Consider the following 20132-nt stretch of genomic DNA (forward strand, 5'->3'; position numbering starts at 1 on the left):
GCTGTGAAGCGTGGAGCTCCAAGGCCTTGTGGGTTACGTCCTCTTCGCGTTGCAGGTCGCTGTCCTGGTGACGTCGGTCTACGCGTTCGTGCACGCCGCGATGCAGCGCCCCGACGCCTACACGGCCGCCGACAAGCTCACCAAGCCGGTGTGGCTGGTGATCCTCGGTGTCGGAGTGCTGCTCGCGCTGGTGCTCGGCATCACCGGTGTCGCGATCGCCGCGGTCGCCGCGGGCGTGTACCTCGTCGACGTCCGGCCCAAGATCCTGGAGATCCAAGGGAAGTCACGCTAGTGCGCACGGTGGTGATCGCCGTCGCCGCGGCGGCGGCCGCTGTGGCGTTTGCTCCCACCGCGCAGGCCACCCCGGCTCCGGCGGCGCCCTCGTACGTCGACCACGTGGAGTGGGCGAAGTGGGGGGACCTGTCCAGCCTGCGTGTGTACCCGACCGCGTCGGCGCGACGCATCTCCGGTCACGCCGGCACCCAGGAGCTCGCCGCGGCGGCATGGGCCGAGGTGCTCGCGCTGTCTCCCGATGCCGCGATCCCCGGGATGCAGGAGCAGTTCTTGTGCCACTGGAACTTCGCCGAGTTCGTCCAGCCCGGTAAGACGAGCTGGAATCTGGAACCGTGGCGGCCCGAGGTCAGCGCCGACGAGATGATGGCCACCAGGTGCAATCCGGGCGGCACCGAAGAGCCCTTCTGATGGGTTCCTACACGCGCGGCGCGGTCGCCGCGCTCGTCGACCACACCCTGCTCAAACCCGAGGCCACCGAGGCCGACATCGAGTCCGTGGTCACCGAGGCCGCCGGACTCGGCGTCTTCGCGATCTGCGTGTCGCCGACGTTCGTCACCGCGGTGACCATGCTGGCGCCCGACGCCACCGTTGCCTCCGTGGTCGGATTCCCGTCCGGCAAGCACCTTTCGGTGGTCAAAGCCGAGGAGGCCCGGTTGGCGGCCGAGGCCGGTGCCCGGGAGATCGACATGGTCATCGACGTCGGGGCCGCGCTGGCCGGAGAACTCGGCGCCGTTTGCGCCGACATCACCGCGGTCCGCGAGGCAGCTCCCCGGGCGGTGCTCAAGGTGATCGTCGAGTCGGCCGCGATTCTCGGCATCAGCGGTGAACCGCTGCTTGTGGACGTGTGCCGGGTCGCCGAGGACGCCGGCGCCGATTTCGTGAAGACCTCCACCGGCTTTCACCCCAGCGGCGGGGCGTCGGTCCGTGCCGTCGAGCTGATGGCCGGCGCGGTGGACGGCCGGCTCGGCGTGAAGGCCAGCGGCGGGATCCGGTCGGCCGCCGACGCGACCGCCATGCTCGATGCCGGCGCCACCCGGCTCGGATTGTCCGGCACCCGAGCGGTGCTCGCTGGTTTCCCCGACTGACCGTTACCGGGACCGACTCTTACAGGCCGGCGAAGCAGGGATCGTCGGTCTGCTTCGGGATCGACGCGTTACGGGTCGAGAACTGGCTCACCACACCGGCATCGGTGACCTCGACGGAATCGGCGCGGATGTCCATCGGGTAGTCCTGCGTCAGCTGCGAGGTGAACGCGTCCAAGGCCGGCTGCACGGCCTCGCGCGGCAGTGTGAACCCCAGCCCGGTGACCTGCTGCACCTGCAGCGCGATGCCGCCGTCGGCGACCTCGGGCCGCGCGGTGATGCTGCCGAGGGCGCCCTCGAGCTCGATGGTGCCGTCGCTCGGGTTGGTGGTCACCCCGGTGACGAAGCTGCCGACGAGCGGGATGGCGCCCTGGATGGTCTGCTTGATGCCCTCAGCGCTCCAGGTGATGTTGGCGACCAGCGACCCGATGGTGCCGGCGGAGTTCGCGGTGTCCTGCAGCCGGACGTCGTTGATGTCCAGGTGCACCTTCATGCCCTTGGCGTCGCGGACCTGGTTGCCCGCGGTTTCGATCCGGATGTTGGTGTAATGCCCGGACACGTGCTGCATCAGGAACGGCGGCAGCACCCCGAACGACGCGGTGGCGTCGTCCTGCACCACGCACTCCACGGTTGCGGCGACGACGGTGTCGGCGCGATTGCGTGCGTAGAGCTCACCGCCGAGCAGGCCCGCGATCACCAGCGCAAGCACGATGACGACGGCCAGCACGATCGAAAGGGGGTCGCTGAAGAGGTTCTTCAGTTTCGCCGGCAATGAGGAACCTTCCTGCGGGGCGGCGGAGGTCGGCCCTGGCGCATGGCCGGGGGGCTGGTCCTGCGGAAACGGCATCGGCGGCGGACCGGGCGGTTGCTGCGGCGGACGGGCCCAGGGATCAGTCACGCCAGCGATTGTGCCTTACCGCGATGAGCCAATCCTGAGCGGTTGTGCATCACCGCGACCGTCTCGCGGGCTTTGCGGGCGGCGTCCAGGTCGATGTCGCACACCAGGAGCTCGGGTTCGTCGCCCGCCGAGGCCAGCACCTCGCCGAGCGCGGAGGCCACCACGCTGCCGCCGACCCCGGTGGGTCCGAGCGCGGCGATCTCGTCACCCGGATACGCCTGCCCCACGGCCGCGACCACGCTGTTGGTGTCGATGGCACGGGCCCGGGCCAGCAGGGTCCACTGGTCCCGCTTGCCGGGCCCGGTACCCCACGACGCGTGCGCGGTGATGACCTCCGCCCCGCGTTCGGCCAGTTCGACGTACAGCTCGGGAAAGCGGATGTCGTAGCACAGCGTCAGACCGACGTTCACCGTCCCCGACCCGCTGTCGACGGCTATCACCACCGGTTCCCGGCCGGGTGCGACGGTCGCGGACTCGGTGAAGCCGAACGCGTCGTACAGGTGGATCTTGTCGTAGCGCGCCTCCACCCCGGGGCCGGTGGCCAGCAGGGTGTTGGTGACGCGGTCGTCGTCGGCGGACGGGACGAACATGCCCGCGACGACGACGATGCCGGCCCGGACGGCCACGTCGCGCACCGCGGTGGACCAGGGCCCGTCAAACGGCTCGGCGACCTGGGCCAGTGGCACCCCGAAGCGGCACATGGTCGCCTCGGGGAACAGCACGAGGGACGCGCCCGCCTCGGCGGCGCGGCCGGTGTACTCCTCGACCAGCGCGAGGTTGCCGCGCGGATCGGTGCCGCTGCGGATCTGGGCCAAGGCAATACGCATGCCCCCAGACTAGTTAGGGCCCCCAGGCCGGGCGGTTGGCCTTGGCCGCCTTCTTGCCGAGCTTGCCGGACCGGACCTGCGCGGCCAGGCTGTCCAGGATCACCCGTGAGCTCATCAGCGCGGTCTGCTCGGCCCAGTCGTAGGGCGGCGAGCATTCGACCACCTCGATGCCGGCCAGGCCGGGTTCGGAGACCATCTTGACCAGGTTGAGCGCCTCCCGGGGCAGCAGTCCGCCGGGTTCCGGCCAGCCGGTTCCCGGGACGAACCCGGCGTCGATGACGTCGATGTCGAAGGACAGGTAGACCGCCTTGGCGTCCTTCCACGCGATTTCAAGGGCGACTTCTGCAATCTTCTCCACGCCGACGCGCTCGACGTCGCCGACGGTGATCACCGTCGACTTGCGGTCCCGGCCCACCTTCACGCCTTCGCGAGGGCTCTGCCAGCCGCCGATGCCGATCTGCACCAGGTTGGTCGCCGGCGCGTTCTTGATGTTGGTGGCGTGGAACCAGGGTGTGGTGTGCATCCGCTCGTCGAGGTCGGTCTCCTGGGTGTCGACGTGCCGGTCGAAGTGGATGATGCCGATGTTGCCGTCCATGTACGGGGCCAACCCGCGGATGGTGGGGAAGCCGATGGAGTGATCACCGCCCAGCACCACCGGCATGACGCCTTTCTGGGCGACGTGGGCCATGGCCTGGCTGATCTGATCGAACGACTTCTCCAGGTTGCCCGGGATGGTGAACACATCACCGATGTCGACCATGTTCAGCTGTTCGCGCAGATCGACACCGGACTCATAGTTGTAGGTCCCGAAGAGGTTGGTGGAGCGGCGAATTCCCTGAGGGCCGAACCGGGTTCCGGGCCGGTAGGTGGCGCCGGCGTCCAGCGGAACACCGAATATCGCGACCTCGGCGTCGTCGACCTCGTTGACGTCCTCGATGAACGGGCACTTCAGGAAAGTGCCGCGCTCACCGGCGAAATGGGGTTTCTCGCCGCGGACGAACGTCGAGATCGTCCGGTCGTTGATCGTCGGCGCGGCCTCCAGGCCGTAGCTCAGGCCGCGGTCGATCTCCTCGCGCAGCCGCCGATCGCCGAGCCGGGCCTCGGCCTGTTGAGCCCACGCGCCCTCGGCGTTGGGCAGCGACGGGTCGGGATAGTCGGACATGAAAGCTCCCAACGCGCCGTCTTGTCGCTGACCGGGTACGACGCACCTCGTCCGGGGCGCCGGATCGCACGGCGCCTGCGACAATTGTCAACACGTCGGTGAATTGCTGTCCACTGGAACAGGAAACGCATCGTTTACATCCGGTGCGCCCGGACGTAATGCACGGGAGTTTTCCTGGCTGGGACTCACATCGGCATGTGGGGCGCGCCTAGGGTTCCGCCGGCAGGCAGCCGGGTCTGGTCCGAGAGACGCAGGCGGCCGGCACCGGAGCCCGGCCGCTCCACGGCGGGACAAAAACCCGGGAGACTTCCGCAAGTGTGGAGGCTCGGTCTCCGCGTGATCTCGGGAGATCCCCAATGATCCTTCTCGGTGTGGCGATCAGCATCGCCATCGTGGTGGCCGTCGGTTTCGCTGTATCGCGGCGCATCGAAGGCGACAGCGCGAATTTCCTTGTCGGCGGCCGGATGTTGCCGTTCTGGCTCGTCGGCGGTGCGTTGATGGGCGCGGCGGTCGACACCAACGCCACCCTCGGAAACACCGATCTGGCCTTCGAATTCGGATTCTGGGCCGGTGCCTGTCTGCCGCTGGGGCTGGCGTTGTGCCTGACGATCACCGGCATCTTCTTCGCCAAGCCGATGAACCGGATGGGGCTGACGTCGTTCCCCGACTACTACCGGCTGCGGTTCGGTCGCTCGGTGGAGATCGGCGCCTCACTGCTTCTCGTGGTCGCGTTCTGCATGCTGGTGGCCGGCAACCTGGTCGCCGGCGGCCTGCTGTTCAACTACTTCCTCGGTATGCCGTACTGGCTCGGGGTGGTGCTGATCGCGGCCATCGCGGTGGCCTACACCGGGACCGGCGGACTGATCGCCGACGCGTACACCGCGATCATCCAGATGGCACTGATCCTGGTCGGCGCGATCGGGCTGTTCATCTGGATGACGAGCACACATGGGCTCGACATCGCCGAGGGCACAGGACCATTAGCGCTCGGTCAGCTCTCCGACCCGGCTCAGGGTGCGGTGATCAACTGGGCGACACTGATTGCGCTGGGGATCGGCGACATCGTCGCGATCGACTTCATGGCGCGGGTGTTCTCGGCGAAGTCGCCCGAGGCCGCCCGCAAGGCCTGCTTCACCGCGGCGGCCGGCACGGTGGCGATCTGCATCCCGTTCGGACTGGTCGAGCTCGCCGCGCATTCGTTCCTGCCGGAGGAACTCGACGGGCCGGTGCTGTTCGTGCTGCTGGACCGGTACGCGCCGGCCGGGCTGACGGTGCTGGTGCTGTGCGGGCTGGTCGGCGCGTCGATGTCGACCGCCAACGGTGCGATCCTGGCGATCTCGAACGTGTGCGTGCGCAACCTCGGCGGGGTGCGGCGCGTGCATGTGCCCGGGAAGAAGGATCCACTGCTGCGCGCCGCGCGCATCGCGATGGCGCCGATGACCCTGTTCTCCATCCTGTTCGCGATCTACGTGCAGCAGACGGGAATTCTGCTCACGCTGGCATTCGACCTGATGCTGGCCTGCCTGATCGTGCCGTTCATCCTCGGTCTGGTGTGGCGGCGCGGGACCACCACCGCGGCCGTCGCCGCGATCGCCGTCGGTTTCGCGGTCCGGATCGCGCTCTTCGTGCTCACCCCGACGATGTTCGGCGTCGAGAACACCATCCTGTACATCCCCAACGACCTCATCAGCGCCTCCTTCGACGGCTGGCCGACGTTCATCGCGTTCCTCGCGGGTCTGCTGACCTATGTCGTGGTGGCACTGATGACCCCGCCCGCGCACATGCGGGGTCTCGACATACAGGTCGCCAAGGATCTCGACGACGTCCTCGACGATGCGGACCGCTTCGAGAAGGAGCCCGAGCCCGAGCCCGTCAGCTGACCGGTGCGACGGCGTCCCACGGCACCGTGAGGACGCCGTCGCGCCGACTGCGGCGCGGCGATGTCACCGGAAACCCTTCGCCGGCAAGCAATTCCAGCATTGCCCGCCACCGGATCCGCGGACCGAACACGCCGTGGCCGGCGACGCTGGCCCAGGCGCGATCGGCGGCACGCAGCAGTGTGTGGATCGGCTGACCCGGCACGTTGTGGTGGATCAGCACCTTCGGCAGGCGTTCGGCCAGATCCGACGGCCGCTCGATCGCGAACGGATCGCAGGCCAGCGTGAGGCTGACCGGCGAGGCGGTGTCCAGCAGCACCCAGCAGCACAGCCGGCCCAGCTCGTCACAGGTGCCGTCCACGATCAGGCCGCCGGGGGCGACGCCGCGGCGCATCGCGGCCCAGGCGTCGTCCACCTCGTCGACCGGATACTGACGCAACACGTTGAACGCCCGGACCAGGATCGGCCGGTGTCCGGCCAGTTCGAAGCCGCCCAAAGCGAATTCGACGCCATCGGGGGTCCCGTCCCGCACCGCGGCCTGACCGGCGCGCACCCGCTCCGGGTCGATCTCCAGTCCGATCACCCGTACGTCGGGGCGAACCCGGCGCAGCCGGATCGCCAGCTCCAGCGTGGTCACCGGTTTGGCGCCGTAGCCCAGGTCGACCACCAGCGGGTCGGCCGTCGACTGCAGCGCGGTGCGGACCCGGCAGGAGTGGACCAGCCAACGGTCGCTGCGCCGAAGCCGGTTGTGGCCGGTGGTGCCCCGGGTCACCTGTCCGAGCGGGGCAGCCATGGCGTGAATGGTAGAGACCCGGTCAGCTGTTTTCGGTGATCCACACCGTGGTGAACCGCTGTTCGGCGATCACCAGATCCACCAGCTGACTGCCGATGAAGTTCTCGATCTTGCCGCCGATCAGAGGTACCCGGACCTCGACGGTGGCCGTCAATGTCATCCGCGCCCCGGCGCCGGCCGGCCCCAGCTGCGCCTCGCCGGTCAGCTCGGCCGGAGCACCCGGGATCGAGCCGCGCACCACCCCCGAGGCGCGCCCGTCGCTGATCGGGGTCCAGATCTCCTCACGCACCAAGCTCAGGTCACCGCGGTGGAACTGCGTGACCACCGCGGGCAGACGGTCGGCGCGCAGCGTCTGGGTGGTCTTGACGCGGACGTTTCCCGCCTCGTCGACCACCATTTCGTCGAGCGAGGCGTGATCGGCACCGGAGTCACTGAGCCGGACCAGCCAGTAGTGCTCGTCGCTGAACGCGTTGTGTACCTGTTCGACCGTGCCCTCGTACTCGGCGGCCATGTCGAATGAACGAGGCATAGCTGGCCACGCTACCGTTAGCTGTCGTGGTCAGTTCGTTGTCCGGCGGCGTGCCGTGTGCCCAGCACGTGCCGCTCGCACCGCTGACCACGCTGCGTGTCGGTCCCTCGGCGCGTTGCCTGATCACCTGCGAGACCACCGAGCAGATCGGTCCCGCGGTTCGCGAGGCCGGACCGGACGCGCTGATCCTGGCGGGCGGGTCCAACGTGGTCATCGCCGACGACCTGGCCGATCTGACGGTGGTGCGGCTGGCCAACACCGGCATCGACATCGACGGCGCCGTGGTGCGCGCCGAAGCCGGCGCGGTGTGGGACGACGTCGTCGCCGCGTCGTTGGCGCACGGTCTGGGCGGTCTGGAGTGCCTGTCCGGTATCCCGGGATCGGCGGGTGCGACGCCGGTGCAGAACGTGGGCGCCTACGGGGCCGAGGTGGCCGACACCATCACCGGGGTCAGGCTGCTGGACCGCCGCACCGGTGAGGACCGCTGGGTCACCCCGGAATTCCTGCAGTTCGGTTACCGCACAAGCATTGTCAAGCACTCGTCGGCCTGGGTGGTGCTGGAGGTGGAGTTCACGCTCGACCCGTCGGGTCGCAGCGCGCCGCTGCGCTACGGGGAGCTGGCCACCGTACTGGGCGTCGCACCGGGGGAGCGCGCGGAACCGGCCCGGGTGCGGGCGGCGGTGCTGTCGTTGCGGGCCGGCAAGGGCATGGTTCTCGACGACGCCGACCACGACACCTGGAGCGTCGGCTCGTTCTTCACCAACCCGGTGGTCAGCCGTGCCGAACTCGACCGGCTCGCCGCGTCCGTCGACGGTCCGGTGCCGAACTATCCCGTCCCGGGCGGGGTGAAGCTCGCCGCCGGCTGGCTCGTCGAACGCGCCGGATTCGCCAAGGGCCATCCCGGGGACGGTGCGCCGGCCCGGCTGTCGACCAAGCACGCGCTGGCGCTGACCAACCGCGGGTCCGCCACCTCCGCGGAGGTGATCGCGCTGGCCAGGGCGGTGCGCGACGGTGTGCGGGCCGCGTTCGGGATCGACCTCACACCCGAGCCGGTGCTGGTCGGCTGCTCTCTCTAGGTACCGTGGCTTCACGTGAGCCCTGCTGAACCGCTGCCGTCGATCACGCGGCGGCGTGCCCTCGCCGCCCTGGCGGTCGGCGTCGTCGTACCCGGTGCGTTGGCAGCGTGCGCGTCCAGCGACAACGGCGCGCCCGGCGGATCCGACGCCGGCGAGGCGGCGAAGGCGCCGACGCTGCGCTTTGAGCCCGCGAACGCGTCCGACGACGTCAAACCCAACACGCCGGTCAGCGTCGAGGTCACCGACGGCTGGTTTCAGAAGGTGACCCTGACCAATGCCGGCGGCAAGGTGGTCCAAGGCGCCCTGAACCGGGACCGCAACGTCTTCACCGTCACCGAACCGCTCGGCTACGGCGTCGAGTACACCTGGGCGGGCACCGCGGTCGGCAAGGACGGCAAGTCGGTGCCGGTGGAGGCGTCGTTCACCACCGTCGACCCGTCCGTGCAGGTCAACGGCCGGTTCCAGCTCGCCGACGGGCAGACCGTCGGGGTGGCGGCGCCGATCATCCTGCAGTTCGACTCCGCGATCGCCGACGACGACCGCGCCGAAGTCGAGAAGGCGCTGACGGTGACGACCACGCCGCCGGTGGAGGGCAGCTGGGCCTGGCTGCCCGACGAGGCCGCGGGGTCCCGGGTGCACTGGCGGACCAGGGAGTACTACCCGGCGGGCACCACCGTGCACGTCGACGCGAAGCTCTACGGCGTGCCGTTCGGCGACGGCGCCTACGGGGCCGCGGACTCGACGCTGGACTTCTCCGTCGGCCGGTTCCAGGTGGTGAAGGCCGAGGCGTCCTCACACCGGATCCAGGTCCTCACCGACGCCGGCGTGATCATGGACTTCCCGTGCAGCTACGGCGAGGGAGATCTTGACCGCAACGTCACCCGCAGCGGGATCCACGTGGTCACCGAGAAGTACGAGGACTTCTACATGACCAACCCGGCGGCCGGCTACGCCAACGTTCGGGAGCGGTTCGCGGTCCGGATCTCCAACAACGGCGAGTTCATCCACGCCAACCCGGCCAGTTCGGGCGCCCAGGGCAACAGCAACGTCACCAACGGCTGCATCAACCTGTCGCTCGAGGACGCCGAGCAGTACTTCAACGTCGCGATCTACGGCGATCCCGTCGAGGTGACCGGCACCCGCATCCCGCTGTCCTACGCCGACGGTGACATCTGGGATTGGGCGGTGCCCTGGGACGAATGGGTTTCGATGTCGGCGCTGTCGGAGCGCGACGCTCCGGAGAACATCCCCAGCACCGCGCCGGTGACGCCGTCGGAGGCGCCGCAGCCGGTGGGCGACCGCCCCGGCCGCTGACCGGTTTTCCCGCCGAAATCGCATTCCACGCGCGTCAAGTGCGACTTGACGCGCGTGGAATGCAATTTCGGCGGAGGTCAGGTCACCCGGTTGAACCGTGACCCGGACGCGCCACTGACCTGGTCGCGCGGGCGGACCACGATCAGATCCAGGTCGACGTGGGGCGGGCGGCTTGCCACAAACCCGATGATCTCGGCGATGTCCTCGGCGACCAGCGGCGTCACGCCCTCGTACACCTTGTCGGCGCGTTCGGTGTCACCGTCGAACCGGTTGAGCGAGAAGTCGGTTCGCACCATGCCCGGGGCGACCTCGGTGAGCCGGACCGGCTTTCCGAGCAGCTCGCTGCGCAGCGTGCGGTGCAGCACACCCTGGGCGTGCTTGGCCGAGGTGTAGCCGGCGCCGTTGTCGTAGATCTCCACCGCGGCGATCGAGGTGACGGTGACGATCAGCCCGTCACCCGAGTCGATCAGCTTGGGCAGCAGCGCGCGGGTGACGTGCAGGGTGCCCAGCACGTTGGCCTCCCACATCCAGCGCCAGTGCTCGACGTCGGCGTCGGCCACCGACTCGAGTCCGCGGGCTCCGCCGGCGTTGTTGACGAGCACATCGACGCGGTCGAGCCGTCCGGCGAGCGCCGCCACGGCCGTCGGATCAGTGACGTCGGCCACAATCGCCGTCCCGTCCAGCTCGGCGGCCAGCGCTTGGATCGGAGCTTCCCGGCGGGCCACGCAGACCACGTGAAAGCCTTGTGCAGCAAGCGTTCTCGCGGTCGCTTCGCCGATTCCGGCGCTGGCTCCGGTGACCACTGCGACCCGGCGGGCATCTGATGGCGTCGTCATGAGGCCAAGCCTAGGCGCACGCATCCGACCGTCGCGCGGGCCCGCGAAGCCGTGCTAAGTTCTCGCCATGTCTCCGAACAGTCAGGCAGTTCCCGCTGCCGCGCGGCGTGCGTGTTGTTGTTGCGCACCTCGCCGCGCCTGACTGCGCCCGGACTGATCACGTCCTGCTGAGTCGCCAGGTGTGGCATCTGCCAGACCATCCCCGACTCGACGAAGGACAGCTCCGTGAGCACTGCCACTCTCGCCCCACGCTCCCGCACCGCACCGCCTAAGAGCGTCAAGCCGGCTGCCGGGGGCGGCCGCTACCCGCAGGCGCTGCTGCACCACATCGTCGCCCCCGCGCTGCGCGTCCCCGAGGCCGCCGCGGCGGCGGTGTTCGCCGCGGCCCGCCAGCGCGGGCCCATCGCCCGTGACGTCATCGCCCAGGTCACCGGCCTCAGCATCGCCACGGTGAACCGCCAGGTCACCGCGCTCCTGGACGCCGGCATGCTGCGCGAGCGCGCCGATCTCGCGGTGTCCGGCGCCATCGGCCGGCCCCGTGTCCCGGTAGAGGTCAACCACGAACCCTTCCTGACGCTGGGCATCCACATCGGCGCCCGCACCACGATCATCGTGGCCGCCGATCTATTCGGCCGCACGCTCGACGTCGTGGAGACGCCGACCCCGCGCGGCCCCCAGTCCGCCGCGCTGACGGCGATCGCGGGCAGCGCCCGCCGCTACCTGAGCCGCTGGCACCGTCGCCGCCCGCTGTGGGTCGGGGTGGCCACCGGCGGCGTCGTCGACAGCACCACCGGCTATCTCGACCACTCGCGCCTGGGCTGGTCTGACGCGCCGGTCGGCCCGGTGCTCGCCGAGGCCATCGGCTTGCCGGTGTCGGTCGCGTCGCACGTCGACGCGATGGCCGGCGCGGAACTGCTGCTCGGTGTGCGCCGCCAGCCCGACACCACCTCCACCAGCCTGTACGTGTACGCCCGCGAAACCGTCGGCTACGCGCTGTCCATCGGGGGTCGGGTGCACTCGCCGGCCAGCGGTCCGGGCACCATCGCCGGACTGCCCGCGTTCTCTGAACTCCTCGGCGGCACAGGGCAATTGGAGTCTACTGTCAGCGACGAGGCGGTACTGACCGCGGCTCGCAGGGCGCGCATCGTGCCCGCCGAGGGGCCGGCGTCGACCGTCACGGCCGTGCTGCGCGCGGCCCGGCAGGGCAACGAGCAGGCCGCCGCGCTGGTGGCCGAACGGGCGCGGGTCCTCGGCGAGGCCGTCGCCCTGCTGCGCGACATGCTCAACCCCGACGACCTGGTGGTCGGCGGCCAGGCCTTCACCGAATACCCCGAAGGCATGCCACTGGTCGAATCCGCGTTCGCCGCCCGCTCCGCGCTGCCGCACCGCGACATCCGGGTGACGGCGTTCGGCAACCGCATCCAGGAAGCCGGCGCGGGCATCGTGTCCCTCGGCGGGCTGTACGCGGACCCGATCGGCGCGATGCGGCGGGCGGCTCGCAGGCCCGAAGTCAGTGCCTGAGGTCGGCCCGCGGCCCGGCGGTGTAGACATGACGATGTGCGTCTAGCGACCGAACCGGCTGGCCTACCGTCCGGACTGCCCCAGCCACGCCGGGTGGCGGTGCTGTCGGTGCATACCTCCCCACTGGCCCAGCCGGGCACCGGCGACGCCGGCGGCATGAACGTCTACGTGCTGCAGACCGCGCTGGAACTGGCGAGCCGCGGGGTCGACGTGGAGATCTTCACCCGGGCCACCTCGTCGTCCGACCAGCCGGTGGTGCCGGTCGCGCCCGGGGTGCTGGTGCGCAACGTCGTGGCGGGCCCGTTCGAGGGGTTGGACAAGAACGACCTGCCGACGCAGCTGTGCGCGTTCACCGCCGGGGTCCTGCGCGCCGAGGCCACCCACGAACCCGGCTACTACGACGTGCTTCATTCCCACTACTGGCTGTCGGGCCAGGTCGGGTGGTTGGCCGCTGACCGGTGGGCCGTGCCGCTGGTGCACACCGCCCACACCTTGGCGGCGGTCAAGAACGCGTCGCTGGCGGACGGCGACACCCCGGAGCCGCCGATGCGCTCGATCGGCGAGCAGCAGGTGGTCGACGAGGCCGACCGGTTGATCGTCAACACCGAACACGAAGAGCACCAACTCGTTTCGCTGCACCAGGCCGATCCGTCGCGCATCGACGTGGTGCACCCCGGGGTCGATCTGAAGACCTTCACACCGGGCGAGCGCAGAGCCGCCCGGGCCGCTCTCGGGCTGGACATCGAAGCGCAGATCGTGGCGTTCGTCGGCCGGATCCAGCCGCTGAAAGCTCCCGACGTGCTGTTGCGCGCGGCCGCCCTGCTGCCGGGAGTGCAGGTGGTCATCGCCGGTGGCCCGTCGGGGTCGGGACTGGCCACTCCGGACAACCTGGTTCATCTCGCCGCGGAGCTGGGTATTTCCGAGCGGGTGACCTTCCTTCCCCCACAGTCGCGCGACCAACTGGTGCAGGTCTACCGGGCCGCGGACATCGTCGCGGTGCCCAGCCACTCGGAGTCCTTCGGGTTGGTCGCCGTCGAGGCCCAGGCGTGTGGGACGCCGGTGGTGGCCGCCGCGGTCGGCGGACTCCCGGTCGCGGTGCGCGATGGTGTCAGCGGCGCCCTCGTCGATGGCCACCACCCCCGCGCATGGGCGTCGACGCTGTCGGCGGTGCTCGCCGCCGACGCGGCCGCGATGAGCCGCGCCGCCCTCGACCACGCCGCCACGTTCTCCTGGTCTCACACCGTCGACGCTCTGCTGGCCGGGTACGGCCGGGCCATCGCCGATTACCGTGCTGCACACCAGCTTTCGGCTCGGCGCAGCGGGCGTCGGTTCTCAATGCGCAGAGGAGTCCGGGCATGAGCGGCGATGAGCTTGCGCGAAGGGCGAAGAGCGCAGCGGCGGTGCAGGACCTGATCGAGCAGACGCTCAAGGAACACGACCTGGAGTACAGCCACCATGACGGCGGGGCCGGCGGGCTGCCCGGGCTGGTCGTCGCGCTGCCGGGAGAGCGCAGGCTCAAGACCAACACGATCCTTTCCATCGGTGAGCACTCGGTGCGCGTCGAGGCGTTCGTGTGCCGGAAGCCCGACGAGAACCACGAAGGCGTCTACCGGTTCCTGCTCAAGCGCAATCGCAGGCTCTACGGCGTCGCCTACACTCTCGACAACGTCGGCGACATCTACCTCGTCGGCCGGATGGCGCTGGCCTCCGTCACCCCCGACGAGGTCGACCGTGTGCTCGGGCAGGTGCTCGAAGCGGTGGACTCCGACTTCAACACGTTGCTGGAGTTGGGTTTTCGCACCTCCATCCAGAAGGAATGGGAGTGGCGGGTATCGCGCGGGGAGTCGCTGAAGAACCTGCAGGCCTTCCAGCACCTCATCACCGACGACCGCGACGACGACTGGACCCGGCCGTGAGAAGATCAGCCCATGGCTGAAACCTCGACGCTGATCCTGCTCCGCCACGGCGAGAGCGAGTGGAACGCGCTGAACCTGTTCACCGGTTGGGTGGACGTCGACCTCACCGACAAGGGCAGGGCCGAGGCGGCACGCGCCGGTGAGCTCCTCAAGGCGCAGGACCGGTTGCCCGACGTGCTGTACACGTCGCTGCTGCGCCGGGCCATCACCACCGCCAACATCGCGTTGGACAAGGCCGACCGGCATTGGATCCCGGTGCACCGCGACTGGCGCCTCAACGAGCGCCACTACGGCGCGTTGCAGGGGCTGAACAAGGCCGAGGTGAAGGCCAAGTACGGCGAAGAGCAGTTCATGGCGTGGCGCCGCAGCTACGACACCCCGCCGCCGCCCATCGAACCCGGCAGCGAGTTCAGCCAGGACCGCGACCCGCGATACGCCGACATCCCCGGCGGCCCCCCGCTGACCGAGTGCCTGAAGGACGTCGTCGAACGCTTCGTCCCCTACTTCACCGAGGTGATCGTGCCGGACCTGAAGGCCGGTAAGACCGTGCTGATCGCCGCGCACGGCAATTCGCTGCGGGCGTTGGTCAAGTACCTCGACGGGATCTCCGACGAAGACATCGTCAGCCTGAACATCCCGACCGGTATCCCGCTGCGGTACGACCTGGACGAGAACCTGAAGCCGACGGTGGCCGGCGGCAGCTACCTCGACCCCGAGGCTGCGGCCGCGGGCGCCGCGGCCGTGGCCGCCCAAGGCGCCAAGTAATCCTGCGGTGACGTCGGGCGAACGCCGGGTGAACAACCGGGGACATGAGACCGAACTTCCGGCTCCGACGTTGTGACATGTCCCGTTTTGGCCGCTCGCCGCTGGGATGACGTTCACCGAATGCGTACGATTTGCCCGTGAGTGTCGGATCGGCGCTGCTTCTCGTAGCGGTGGTGGCACTGCTCGCATCGGCGGTCGGTGTGGCGTGCGGAGTGCTGGTGGCGCCCCGGCTTCGAGACGGCCGTCAACGGCGATCCAGCGAACAGATCGGCCTCACGGTGTCGCAGATGCTGGATTACATCGTGTCCCAGGCTCCGGTCGGCATCGCGGTCGTGGACACGTTCCGTGACGTCGTCTACACCAACGACCGGGCCGAGGAGTTCGGCCTGGTGCGTGACCGGCTACTCGATGACCAGGCATGGGGGGCCGCGGAACGCACGCTGCTCACCGGTGAGCCCATCACCTTCGACCTGTCGCCTCGCCGGCGCAGCCGTCCTGTCCGGGCGGGGCTGTCGATCCGCGGACACGCGCAGCTGCTCACCGATCAGGACCGGCGGTTCGCGGTGGTCTACGTGACCGATCACTCCGAGCAGGCGCGGATGGAGGCGACTCGCCGCGACTTCGTCGCCAACGTCAGCCATGAGCTCAAGACCCCGGTCGGTGCGCTGGGGGTGCTCGCGGAGGCCGTGCTCGCCTCGGACGACGACCCCGACACCGTGAAGCACTTCGCCGGCAAGATGGTGGCGGAGTCGACCCGGCTGGCCGACATGGTCGGCGAGCTGATCGAGCTGTCCCGGCTGCAGGGTGCCGAACGGCTGCCCGATCTGGAAGCCGTCGACGTTGACACCGTGGTCTCCGAGGCGCTGTCCCGGCACAAAGTCGCCGCCGACAACGCCGATATCGCCGTCACCACCGACGCACCCACCGGGTTTCAGGTGCTCGGTGACCAGACGCTGCTCGTGACCGCTCTCGCGAACCTGGTGTCCAATGCGATTGCATACTCCCCCAACGGATCTGCGGTCTCCATCAGCCGCAGACGCCGTGGCGACAACATCGAGATCGCGGTCACCGATCGCGGTATCGGCATCGCCCCGGAAGACCAGGAGCGGGTGTTCGAGCGGTTCTTCCGGGTCGACAAGGCGCGGTCCCGGGCCACCGGCGGTACCGGTCTCGGGCTCGCGATCGTCAAACACGTCGCCGCCAATCACAACGGCGATATCCGACTGTGGAGCCAGCCGGGCACCGGCTCGACGTTCACCCTGTCCATTCCTGCCTATCACCGCGGCGCCGACGCCGACGGTGCCGACGACCCCGAAGAGCGAGAGGGCTGATGCATCGATGACCAGCGTGCTGATCGTGGAGGACGAGGAGTCCCTGGCCGATCCCCTGGCCTTTCTGTTGCGTAAAGAAGGTTTCGAGACCACCGTGGTGACCGACGGGCCGGCCGCGCTGGCCGAGTTCGACCGCGCCGGCGCCGACATCGTGTTGCTCGACCTGATGCTGCCCGGGATGAGCGGCACCGACGTGTGCAAGCAACTGCGGTCGCGGTCGAGCGTCCCGGTGATCATGGTGACGGCCCGCGACAGCGAGATCGACAAGGTGGTCGGCCTGGAGCTCGGCGCCGACGACTACGTCACCAAGCCGTACTCGGCGCGTGAGCTGATCGCACGAATCCGTGCGGTGTTGCGTCGCGGCGCCGACAACGACGACGCCGGCATCGATGACGGCGTGCTGGAGGCCGGGCCGGTGCGGATGGACGTCGAACGGCACGTGGTCAGCGTCAACGGTCAGCCGATCACGTTGCCGCTCAAGGAATTCGACCTGCTCGAGTACCTGATGCGCAACAGCGGCCGGGTGCTCACCCGCGGACAGCTCATCGACCGGGTCTGGGGTGCGGACTATGTCGGCGACACCAAGACACTCGACGTGCACGTCAAGCGGCTGCGCAGCAAGATCGAGACGGACCCGGCCAATCCCGTTCACCTGGTGACCGTGCGGGGGCTGGGTTACAAGCTCGAAGGCTGACCCGTCGCGGCGCCGCTCCCCGGTATCCCGGTTTGCGGTGAGATTAAATCTCGGTGCTGACGCCCTTAATGGCAACCACCGTTAATTCGTGATCTTGGTAACAGTCGACAGGTCGTTTTCGTTGTCTTCTGTTTGCTAACTCTGCACAAGATCGCACAAAATTACGCGACACCACAAGCGTCGGTGTCTCATGAACTTCCACGGTTATACGGTCTACCAGCTGGTACATGCCCGAGTATTAACGCGGATGTCGATACACAGCTAACTCTCAGAATCGGTTAGCTAGATCCAAAATACCTTGCCTAGCGCGTCGATTGACGCACTGATAACGTCCCGCGCTAACGCCGAACGGCCACGATCTGTCGCCGTAGCGAACGCAGTGAGGTTTGCAGCCGAATGTGCTGACTGCACCTGTGCGGCCGCGGGCGGACCGGTCCGAACCACGGGAACCTGACCCGGAACAGAGGGAGTCGAGCAGTGACTGAACTGGCGGCGCAGAACGGGCACGACACGACCGCGACGATGCGGGCCACCGGCCTGATCGACGGCCGAAGCGCGCGCACGGCGGCGGGCCGCACCCCTGCCGCGTCGGCGATGACGGTCAGCCTGGTCATCCCGGTCCGCAACGAGGCCCGCAACGTCGCGTGGGTGCTCGAACAGATCACCGACGACGTGGACGAGATCATCCTGGTCGACGGCAGATCGACCGACGCGACCGTGATCACCGCGCGCAGCTACCGCCCCGACATCACGGTGGTGTCGCAGCAGGGGACCGGCAAGGGGGATGCGCTGCGCGCCGGCTTCGCCGCCGCCACCGGCGACGTCGTAGTGATGATGGACGCCGACGGCAGCATGGCCCCCCAGGAGATCCGGCACTACCTGCACTTCCTGGCCAACGGCTACGACTTCGTCAAGGGTTCGCGGTTCATCGCCGGCGGCGGGTCGCTGGACATCACACCGTTCCGCCGGGCCGGCAACAAATTCCTTCTTGCGGTGTTCAACTCGCTGTTCGACAGCGAGCTCACCGACCTGTGCTACGGGTTCTGTGCCTTCCATCGCCGGTATCTCGACTTGTTGGCCTTGCAGGCAACGGGTTTCGAGATCGAGGCGGAGATGACGGTGCGCGCCAGTCAAGCGGGGCTGCGCATCGCCGAGGTGCCCAGCATGGAGATGCCGAGGCGCTACGGCACATCGAACCTGCACGCCATCCGGGACGGGATCCGGGTGCTGCGCACGGTGTTGCGCAACCACCGGTCGGGCGTCTCGGGCCGCGTGGCCCAGGCGCTGGCCGCCGAGAAGCGCTCGGCGTAGCGATCATCCGGGGGGTTGACGACGTGACCAGCATCATCGCCTCGACGTCGCCGTCGAGAACACCGCGCGAGCGCAAAGCCCGTCCCGCAGTGTCGATCTGCATCCCCGCCTACCAGGCGCAGCGCCATCTGGGCGCGACCCTGGACAGCACGCTGGCGCAGGACAGCGACGACTTCGAGGTCGTGGTCGTCGACAACAACAGCTCCGACGGCACCGGCCGACTACTCGACGGGCTCACCGATCCGCGGGTTCGGGTCCTGCGTAACGACGTGACCGTGCCGATGATCGACAACTTCAATCTCGCGATCCGCCGCAGCCGCGGCCGCTACGTCAAACTCGTTTGCGCCGACGACATTCTGGCGCCGGACTGCGTGCGGGTACAGGCGGCCGCGCTGGAGGCGATGCCCGAGGTCACGCTGGTCTCGGCGCGGACGGACTTCATCGACGACGCAGGCACGATGATCCGGCCCGACCGGGGCCTGCCGGGCATCGAGGGCAGGCGGCCGGCCGACCACGTCGTGCGCCGCATCGTCCGCAGCGGCACCAACCCGATCGGCCCGCCGGTCGCCGCGATGTTCCGGCGCGCCGACTTCGACCGCTGCGGCGGGTTCCGGCACGTCAGCTCGTTCCTCAGCGAGCTCGACCTGTGGGTGCGTCTGCTCGGCCGCGGCGAGTTCTACGGCGTCCCGAGAACTCTCGCGGCCTTCCGGATCGCCAGCGGTTCCACCACGGCGCTGACCTCCGCGCGGTCCCAGCTCGGGCAGATCCTCGGGTTCTCCGGCATGCTCGCGGCCGACCCGGCCTGGAACGTCACCGTCGGCGACCGCATCTACGGCCGTGTCCGGTCCTGCGACATGCAGCTCCGGCGCACCGGTCTCTACGCGTTGAGCACGATCCGCAGCCGCAGGAGCGCACATGACCATTGAGCACGTCCGCAACCACCGGGTACTGCCGCACGTTCGGCGGGCCGAACTGCGGCCGGTGGAAAGCCTGTCCGTCGTCATCTGCGCCTACACCACCGAACGCTGGGACGACCTGTGCCGGTCGGTCGAGTCGGTGCTGGCCGACCGGGGCCCGCAGCTGCAGGTCGTCGTGGTGATCGACCACAACGACGAGCTCTACGCGCGCGCAATCGTACGGTTCGGCCACGATCATCGAATCCTGGTGCGTCACAGCGACGGTCCGCGTGGGCTGTCGGGGGCTCGCAACACCGGAGTGGATTTCGCCGACGGCGAGGTGGTGGCGTTCCTCGACGACGACGCGGCCGCCGAACCCGGATGGAGCCGGGCCCTGCTGCGGCACTACGACAATCCCCGCGTGCTCGGGGTCGGCGGCTCCGCGGCGCCGGTCTGGCCGGACGGCCGCCCCCGTTGGATGCCCGCCGAGTTCGACTGGGTGGTCGGCTGCAGCTATACCGGCCAACCCGAGCGTCTCGCACCGGTGCGTAATCCGTTGGGCTGCAACATGTCGCTACGCAGGTCCGCGCTCGACGACATCGGCGGATTCCGCCCGGAGGTCGGCCGGGTCGGAAAGAAGCCGGTCGGCGGCGAGGAGACCGAGCTGTTCCTGCGGCTGCGCACCATGCGACCGACCGGCCGGGTGCTGCTGGATCCCGCTGCGTCCGTGCGGCACTACGTCAGCAGCGACCGGGCGACGCTGCGGTACTTCGTCAGCCGCTGCTACCACGAAGGCTTGTCCAAGGCGGTGGTCACCCGGCTGGCCCGGGCGTCGCGGCCACTCGACAGCGAACGTGCCTACACCACCAGGGTTCTGCCGCGTGCGGTGGCCCGGGAAGCAGTGTCCCTGCGCCGCGGCGGCCGGGCCAGAGCGGCGGTCATGGTGCTGGGGCTCGGCGTCACCACCGCCGGCTACCTGCGGGGCAGGCTCACCCGGCGGAGCAGCTGAG

At 69.1% G+C, this 20132-nt stretch carries 21 protein-coding genes and 2 riboswitches; of the genes, 15 read left to right on the forward strand and 6 right to left on the reverse strand.

What is annotated here, in order from left to right; all coding sequences use genetic code 11:
• Positions 1–10: 10 nt before the first annotated feature.
• The 3 genes from KXD97_RS11160 to deoC are packed head-to-tail and all read left to right on the forward strand — an operon-like array spanning position 11 to position 1379.
• Entirely contained in the window at positions 11–292 is a 282-nt protein-coding gene (locus tag KXD97_RS11160; RefSeq protein WP_067958449.1) for a DUF2516 family protein, read from the forward strand.
• On the forward strand, positions 292–702 hold the full coding sequence (locus KXD97_RS11165) for a DUF2599 domain-containing protein (RefSeq protein WP_260756823.1): 411 nt from the start codon (positions 292–294) through the stop codon (positions 700–702). Before KXD97_RS11160 ends, KXD97_RS11165 begins: the two co-directional genes overlap by 1 nt.
• Positions 699–1379: a deoxyribose-phosphate aldolase gene (gene deoC / locus KXD97_RS11170; RefSeq protein ID WP_260757921.1), complete on the forward strand. Its 681-nt coding sequence runs from the start codon at positions 699–701 to the stop codon at positions 1377–1379. Before KXD97_RS11165 ends, deoC begins: the two co-directional genes overlap by 4 nt.
• Positions 1380–1398: 19 nt before the next feature.
• On the opposite strand, the gene KXD97_RS11175 is transcribed toward deoC, so the two are convergent.
• The 3 genes from KXD97_RS11175 to KXD97_RS11185 are packed head-to-tail and all read right to left on the reverse strand — an operon-like array spanning position 1399 to position 4263.
• Positions 1399–2274: a DUF2993 domain-containing protein gene (locus KXD97_RS11175; RefSeq protein WP_260756824.1), complete on the reverse strand. Its 876-nt coding sequence runs from the start codon at positions 2272–2274 to the stop codon at positions 1399–1401.
• Positions 2271–3101: a carbon-nitrogen hydrolase family protein gene (locus tag KXD97_RS11180; RefSeq protein WP_260756825.1), complete on the reverse strand. Its 831-nt coding sequence runs from the start codon at positions 3099–3101 to the stop codon at positions 2271–2273. The genes KXD97_RS11175 and KXD97_RS11180 overlap by 4 nt, the downstream gene beginning before the upstream one ends.
• A 13-nt stretch (positions 3102–3114) precedes the next feature.
• Positions 3115–4263, reverse strand: coding sequence for an agmatinase family protein (locus KXD97_RS11185; RefSeq protein WP_260756826.1), 1149 nt, complete (start codon positions 4261–4263; stop codon positions 3115–3117).
• Between the two features lie 10 nt (positions 4264–4273).
• Positions 4274–4342: riboswitch (guanidine-III (ykkC-III) riboswitch) on the reverse strand.
• A 118-nt stretch (positions 4343–4460) separates the two neighbouring features.
• Positions 4461–4570: riboswitch (guanidine-I (ykkC/yxkD leader) on the forward strand.
• Between the two features lie 49 nt (positions 4571–4619).
• Here KXD97_RS11185 and KXD97_RS11190 point away from each other — a divergent pair.
• Complete coding sequence (locus tag KXD97_RS11190; RefSeq protein WP_260756827.1) at positions 4620–6143, forward strand: sodium:solute symporter family protein; 1524 nt, start codon at positions 4620–4622, stop codon at positions 6141–6143.
• On the opposite strand, the gene KXD97_RS11195 is transcribed toward KXD97_RS11190, so the two are convergent.
• On the reverse strand, positions 6136–6933 hold the full coding sequence (locus KXD97_RS11195; RefSeq protein WP_260756829.1) for a class I SAM-dependent methyltransferase: 798 nt from the start codon (positions 6931–6933) through the stop codon (positions 6136–6138). The two genes, KXD97_RS11190 and KXD97_RS11195, sit on opposite strands and share 8 nt — an antisense overlap.
• 22 nt (positions 6934–6955) lie before the next feature.
• Positions 6956–7462, reverse strand: a complete 507-nt coding sequence (locus KXD97_RS11200; RefSeq protein ID WP_260756830.1) for a DUF2505 domain-containing protein — start codon at positions 7460–7462, stop codon at positions 6956–6958.
• Between the two features lie 26 nt (positions 7463–7488).
• Between KXD97_RS11200 and KXD97_RS11205 the strand changes: the two genes are divergently transcribed.
• Positions 7489–8538, forward strand: a complete 1050-nt coding sequence (locus KXD97_RS11205; RefSeq protein WP_260756831.1) for a UDP-N-acetylmuramate dehydrogenase — start codon at positions 7489–7491, stop codon at positions 8536–8538.
• Positions 8539–8553: 15 nt separating this feature from the next.
• Positions 8554–9852 (forward strand): Ig-like domain-containing protein, encoded by a 1299-nt coding sequence (locus KXD97_RS11210; RefSeq protein ID WP_260756832.1) that lies wholly within the window; start codon positions 8554–8556, stop codon positions 9850–9852.
• Between the two features lie 77 nt (positions 9853–9929).
• Here KXD97_RS11210 and KXD97_RS11215 read toward each other — a convergent pair whose 3' ends face one another.
• Positions 9930–10688 carry an SDR family oxidoreductase gene (locus tag KXD97_RS11215; RefSeq protein WP_260756833.1) on the reverse strand — a complete coding sequence of 253 codons (759 nt, stop codon included), beginning with the start codon at positions 10686–10688 and terminating at the stop codon, positions 9930–9932.
• Between the two features lie 225 nt (positions 10689–10913).
• Between KXD97_RS11215 and KXD97_RS11220 the strand changes: the two genes are divergently transcribed.
• The 9 genes from KXD97_RS11220 to KXD97_RS11260 all read left to right on the forward strand — a co-directional run bounded on the left by KXD97_RS11220 (position 10914) and on the right by KXD97_RS11260 (position 20131).
• Complete coding sequence (locus KXD97_RS11220; RefSeq protein ID WP_313901369.1) at positions 10914–12209, forward strand: ROK family protein; 1296 nt, start codon at positions 10914–10916, stop codon at positions 12207–12209.
• Positions 12210–12245: 36 nt separating this feature from the next.
• The gene (gene mshA / locus KXD97_RS11225; RefSeq protein ID WP_260756834.1) at positions 12246–13568 is read left to right on the forward strand and encodes a D-inositol-3-phosphate glycosyltransferase; all 1323 of its coding nucleotides are present in this window, start codon (positions 12246–12248) and stop codon (positions 13566–13568) included.
• On the forward strand, positions 13565–14125 hold the full coding sequence (locus KXD97_RS11230) for a YbjN domain-containing protein (protein WP_260756835.1): 561 nt from the start codon (positions 13565–13567) through the stop codon (positions 14123–14125). The genes mshA and KXD97_RS11230 overlap by 4 nt, the downstream gene beginning before the upstream one ends.
• Positions 14126–14137: 12 nt before the next feature.
• Entirely contained in the window at positions 14138–14890 is a 753-nt protein-coding gene (locus KXD97_RS11235) for a phosphoglyceromutase (RefSeq protein ID WP_260756836.1), read from the forward strand.
• 137 nt (positions 14891–15027) lie between these two features.
• On the forward strand, positions 15028–16221 hold the full coding sequence (locus tag KXD97_RS11240) for a cell wall metabolism sensor histidine kinase WalK (protein WP_260756837.1): 1194 nt from the start codon (positions 15028–15030) through the stop codon (positions 16219–16221).
• Between the two features lie 7 nt (positions 16222–16228).
• The gene (gene regX / locus KXD97_RS11245; protein ID WP_260756838.1) at positions 16229–16915 is read left to right on the forward strand and encodes a two-component sensory transduction protein RegX; all 687 of its coding nucleotides are present in this window, start codon (positions 16229–16231) and stop codon (positions 16913–16915) included.
• Between the two features lie 477 nt (positions 16916–17392).
• A complete protein-coding gene (locus KXD97_RS11250; protein ID WP_260756839.1) occupies positions 17393–18226 on the forward strand; it encodes a glycosyltransferase family 2 protein in 834 nt (277 codons plus the stop codon).
• 23 nt (positions 18227–18249) lie between these two features.
• Complete coding sequence (locus tag KXD97_RS11255; protein ID WP_260756840.1) at positions 18250–19152, forward strand: glycosyltransferase; 903 nt, start codon at positions 18250–18252, stop codon at positions 19150–19152.
• A complete protein-coding gene (locus tag KXD97_RS11260) occupies positions 19142–20131 on the forward strand; it encodes a glycosyltransferase family 2 protein (RefSeq protein WP_260756841.1) in 990 nt (329 codons plus the stop codon). The genes KXD97_RS11255 and KXD97_RS11260 overlap by 11 nt, the downstream gene beginning before the upstream one ends.
• Position 20132 lies beyond the last annotated feature (1 nt).

Source organism: Mycobacterium sp. SMC-8 (assembly GCF_025263565.1).
Lineage (GTDB): Bacteria > Actinomycetota > Actinomycetes > Mycobacteriales > Mycobacteriaceae > Mycobacterium.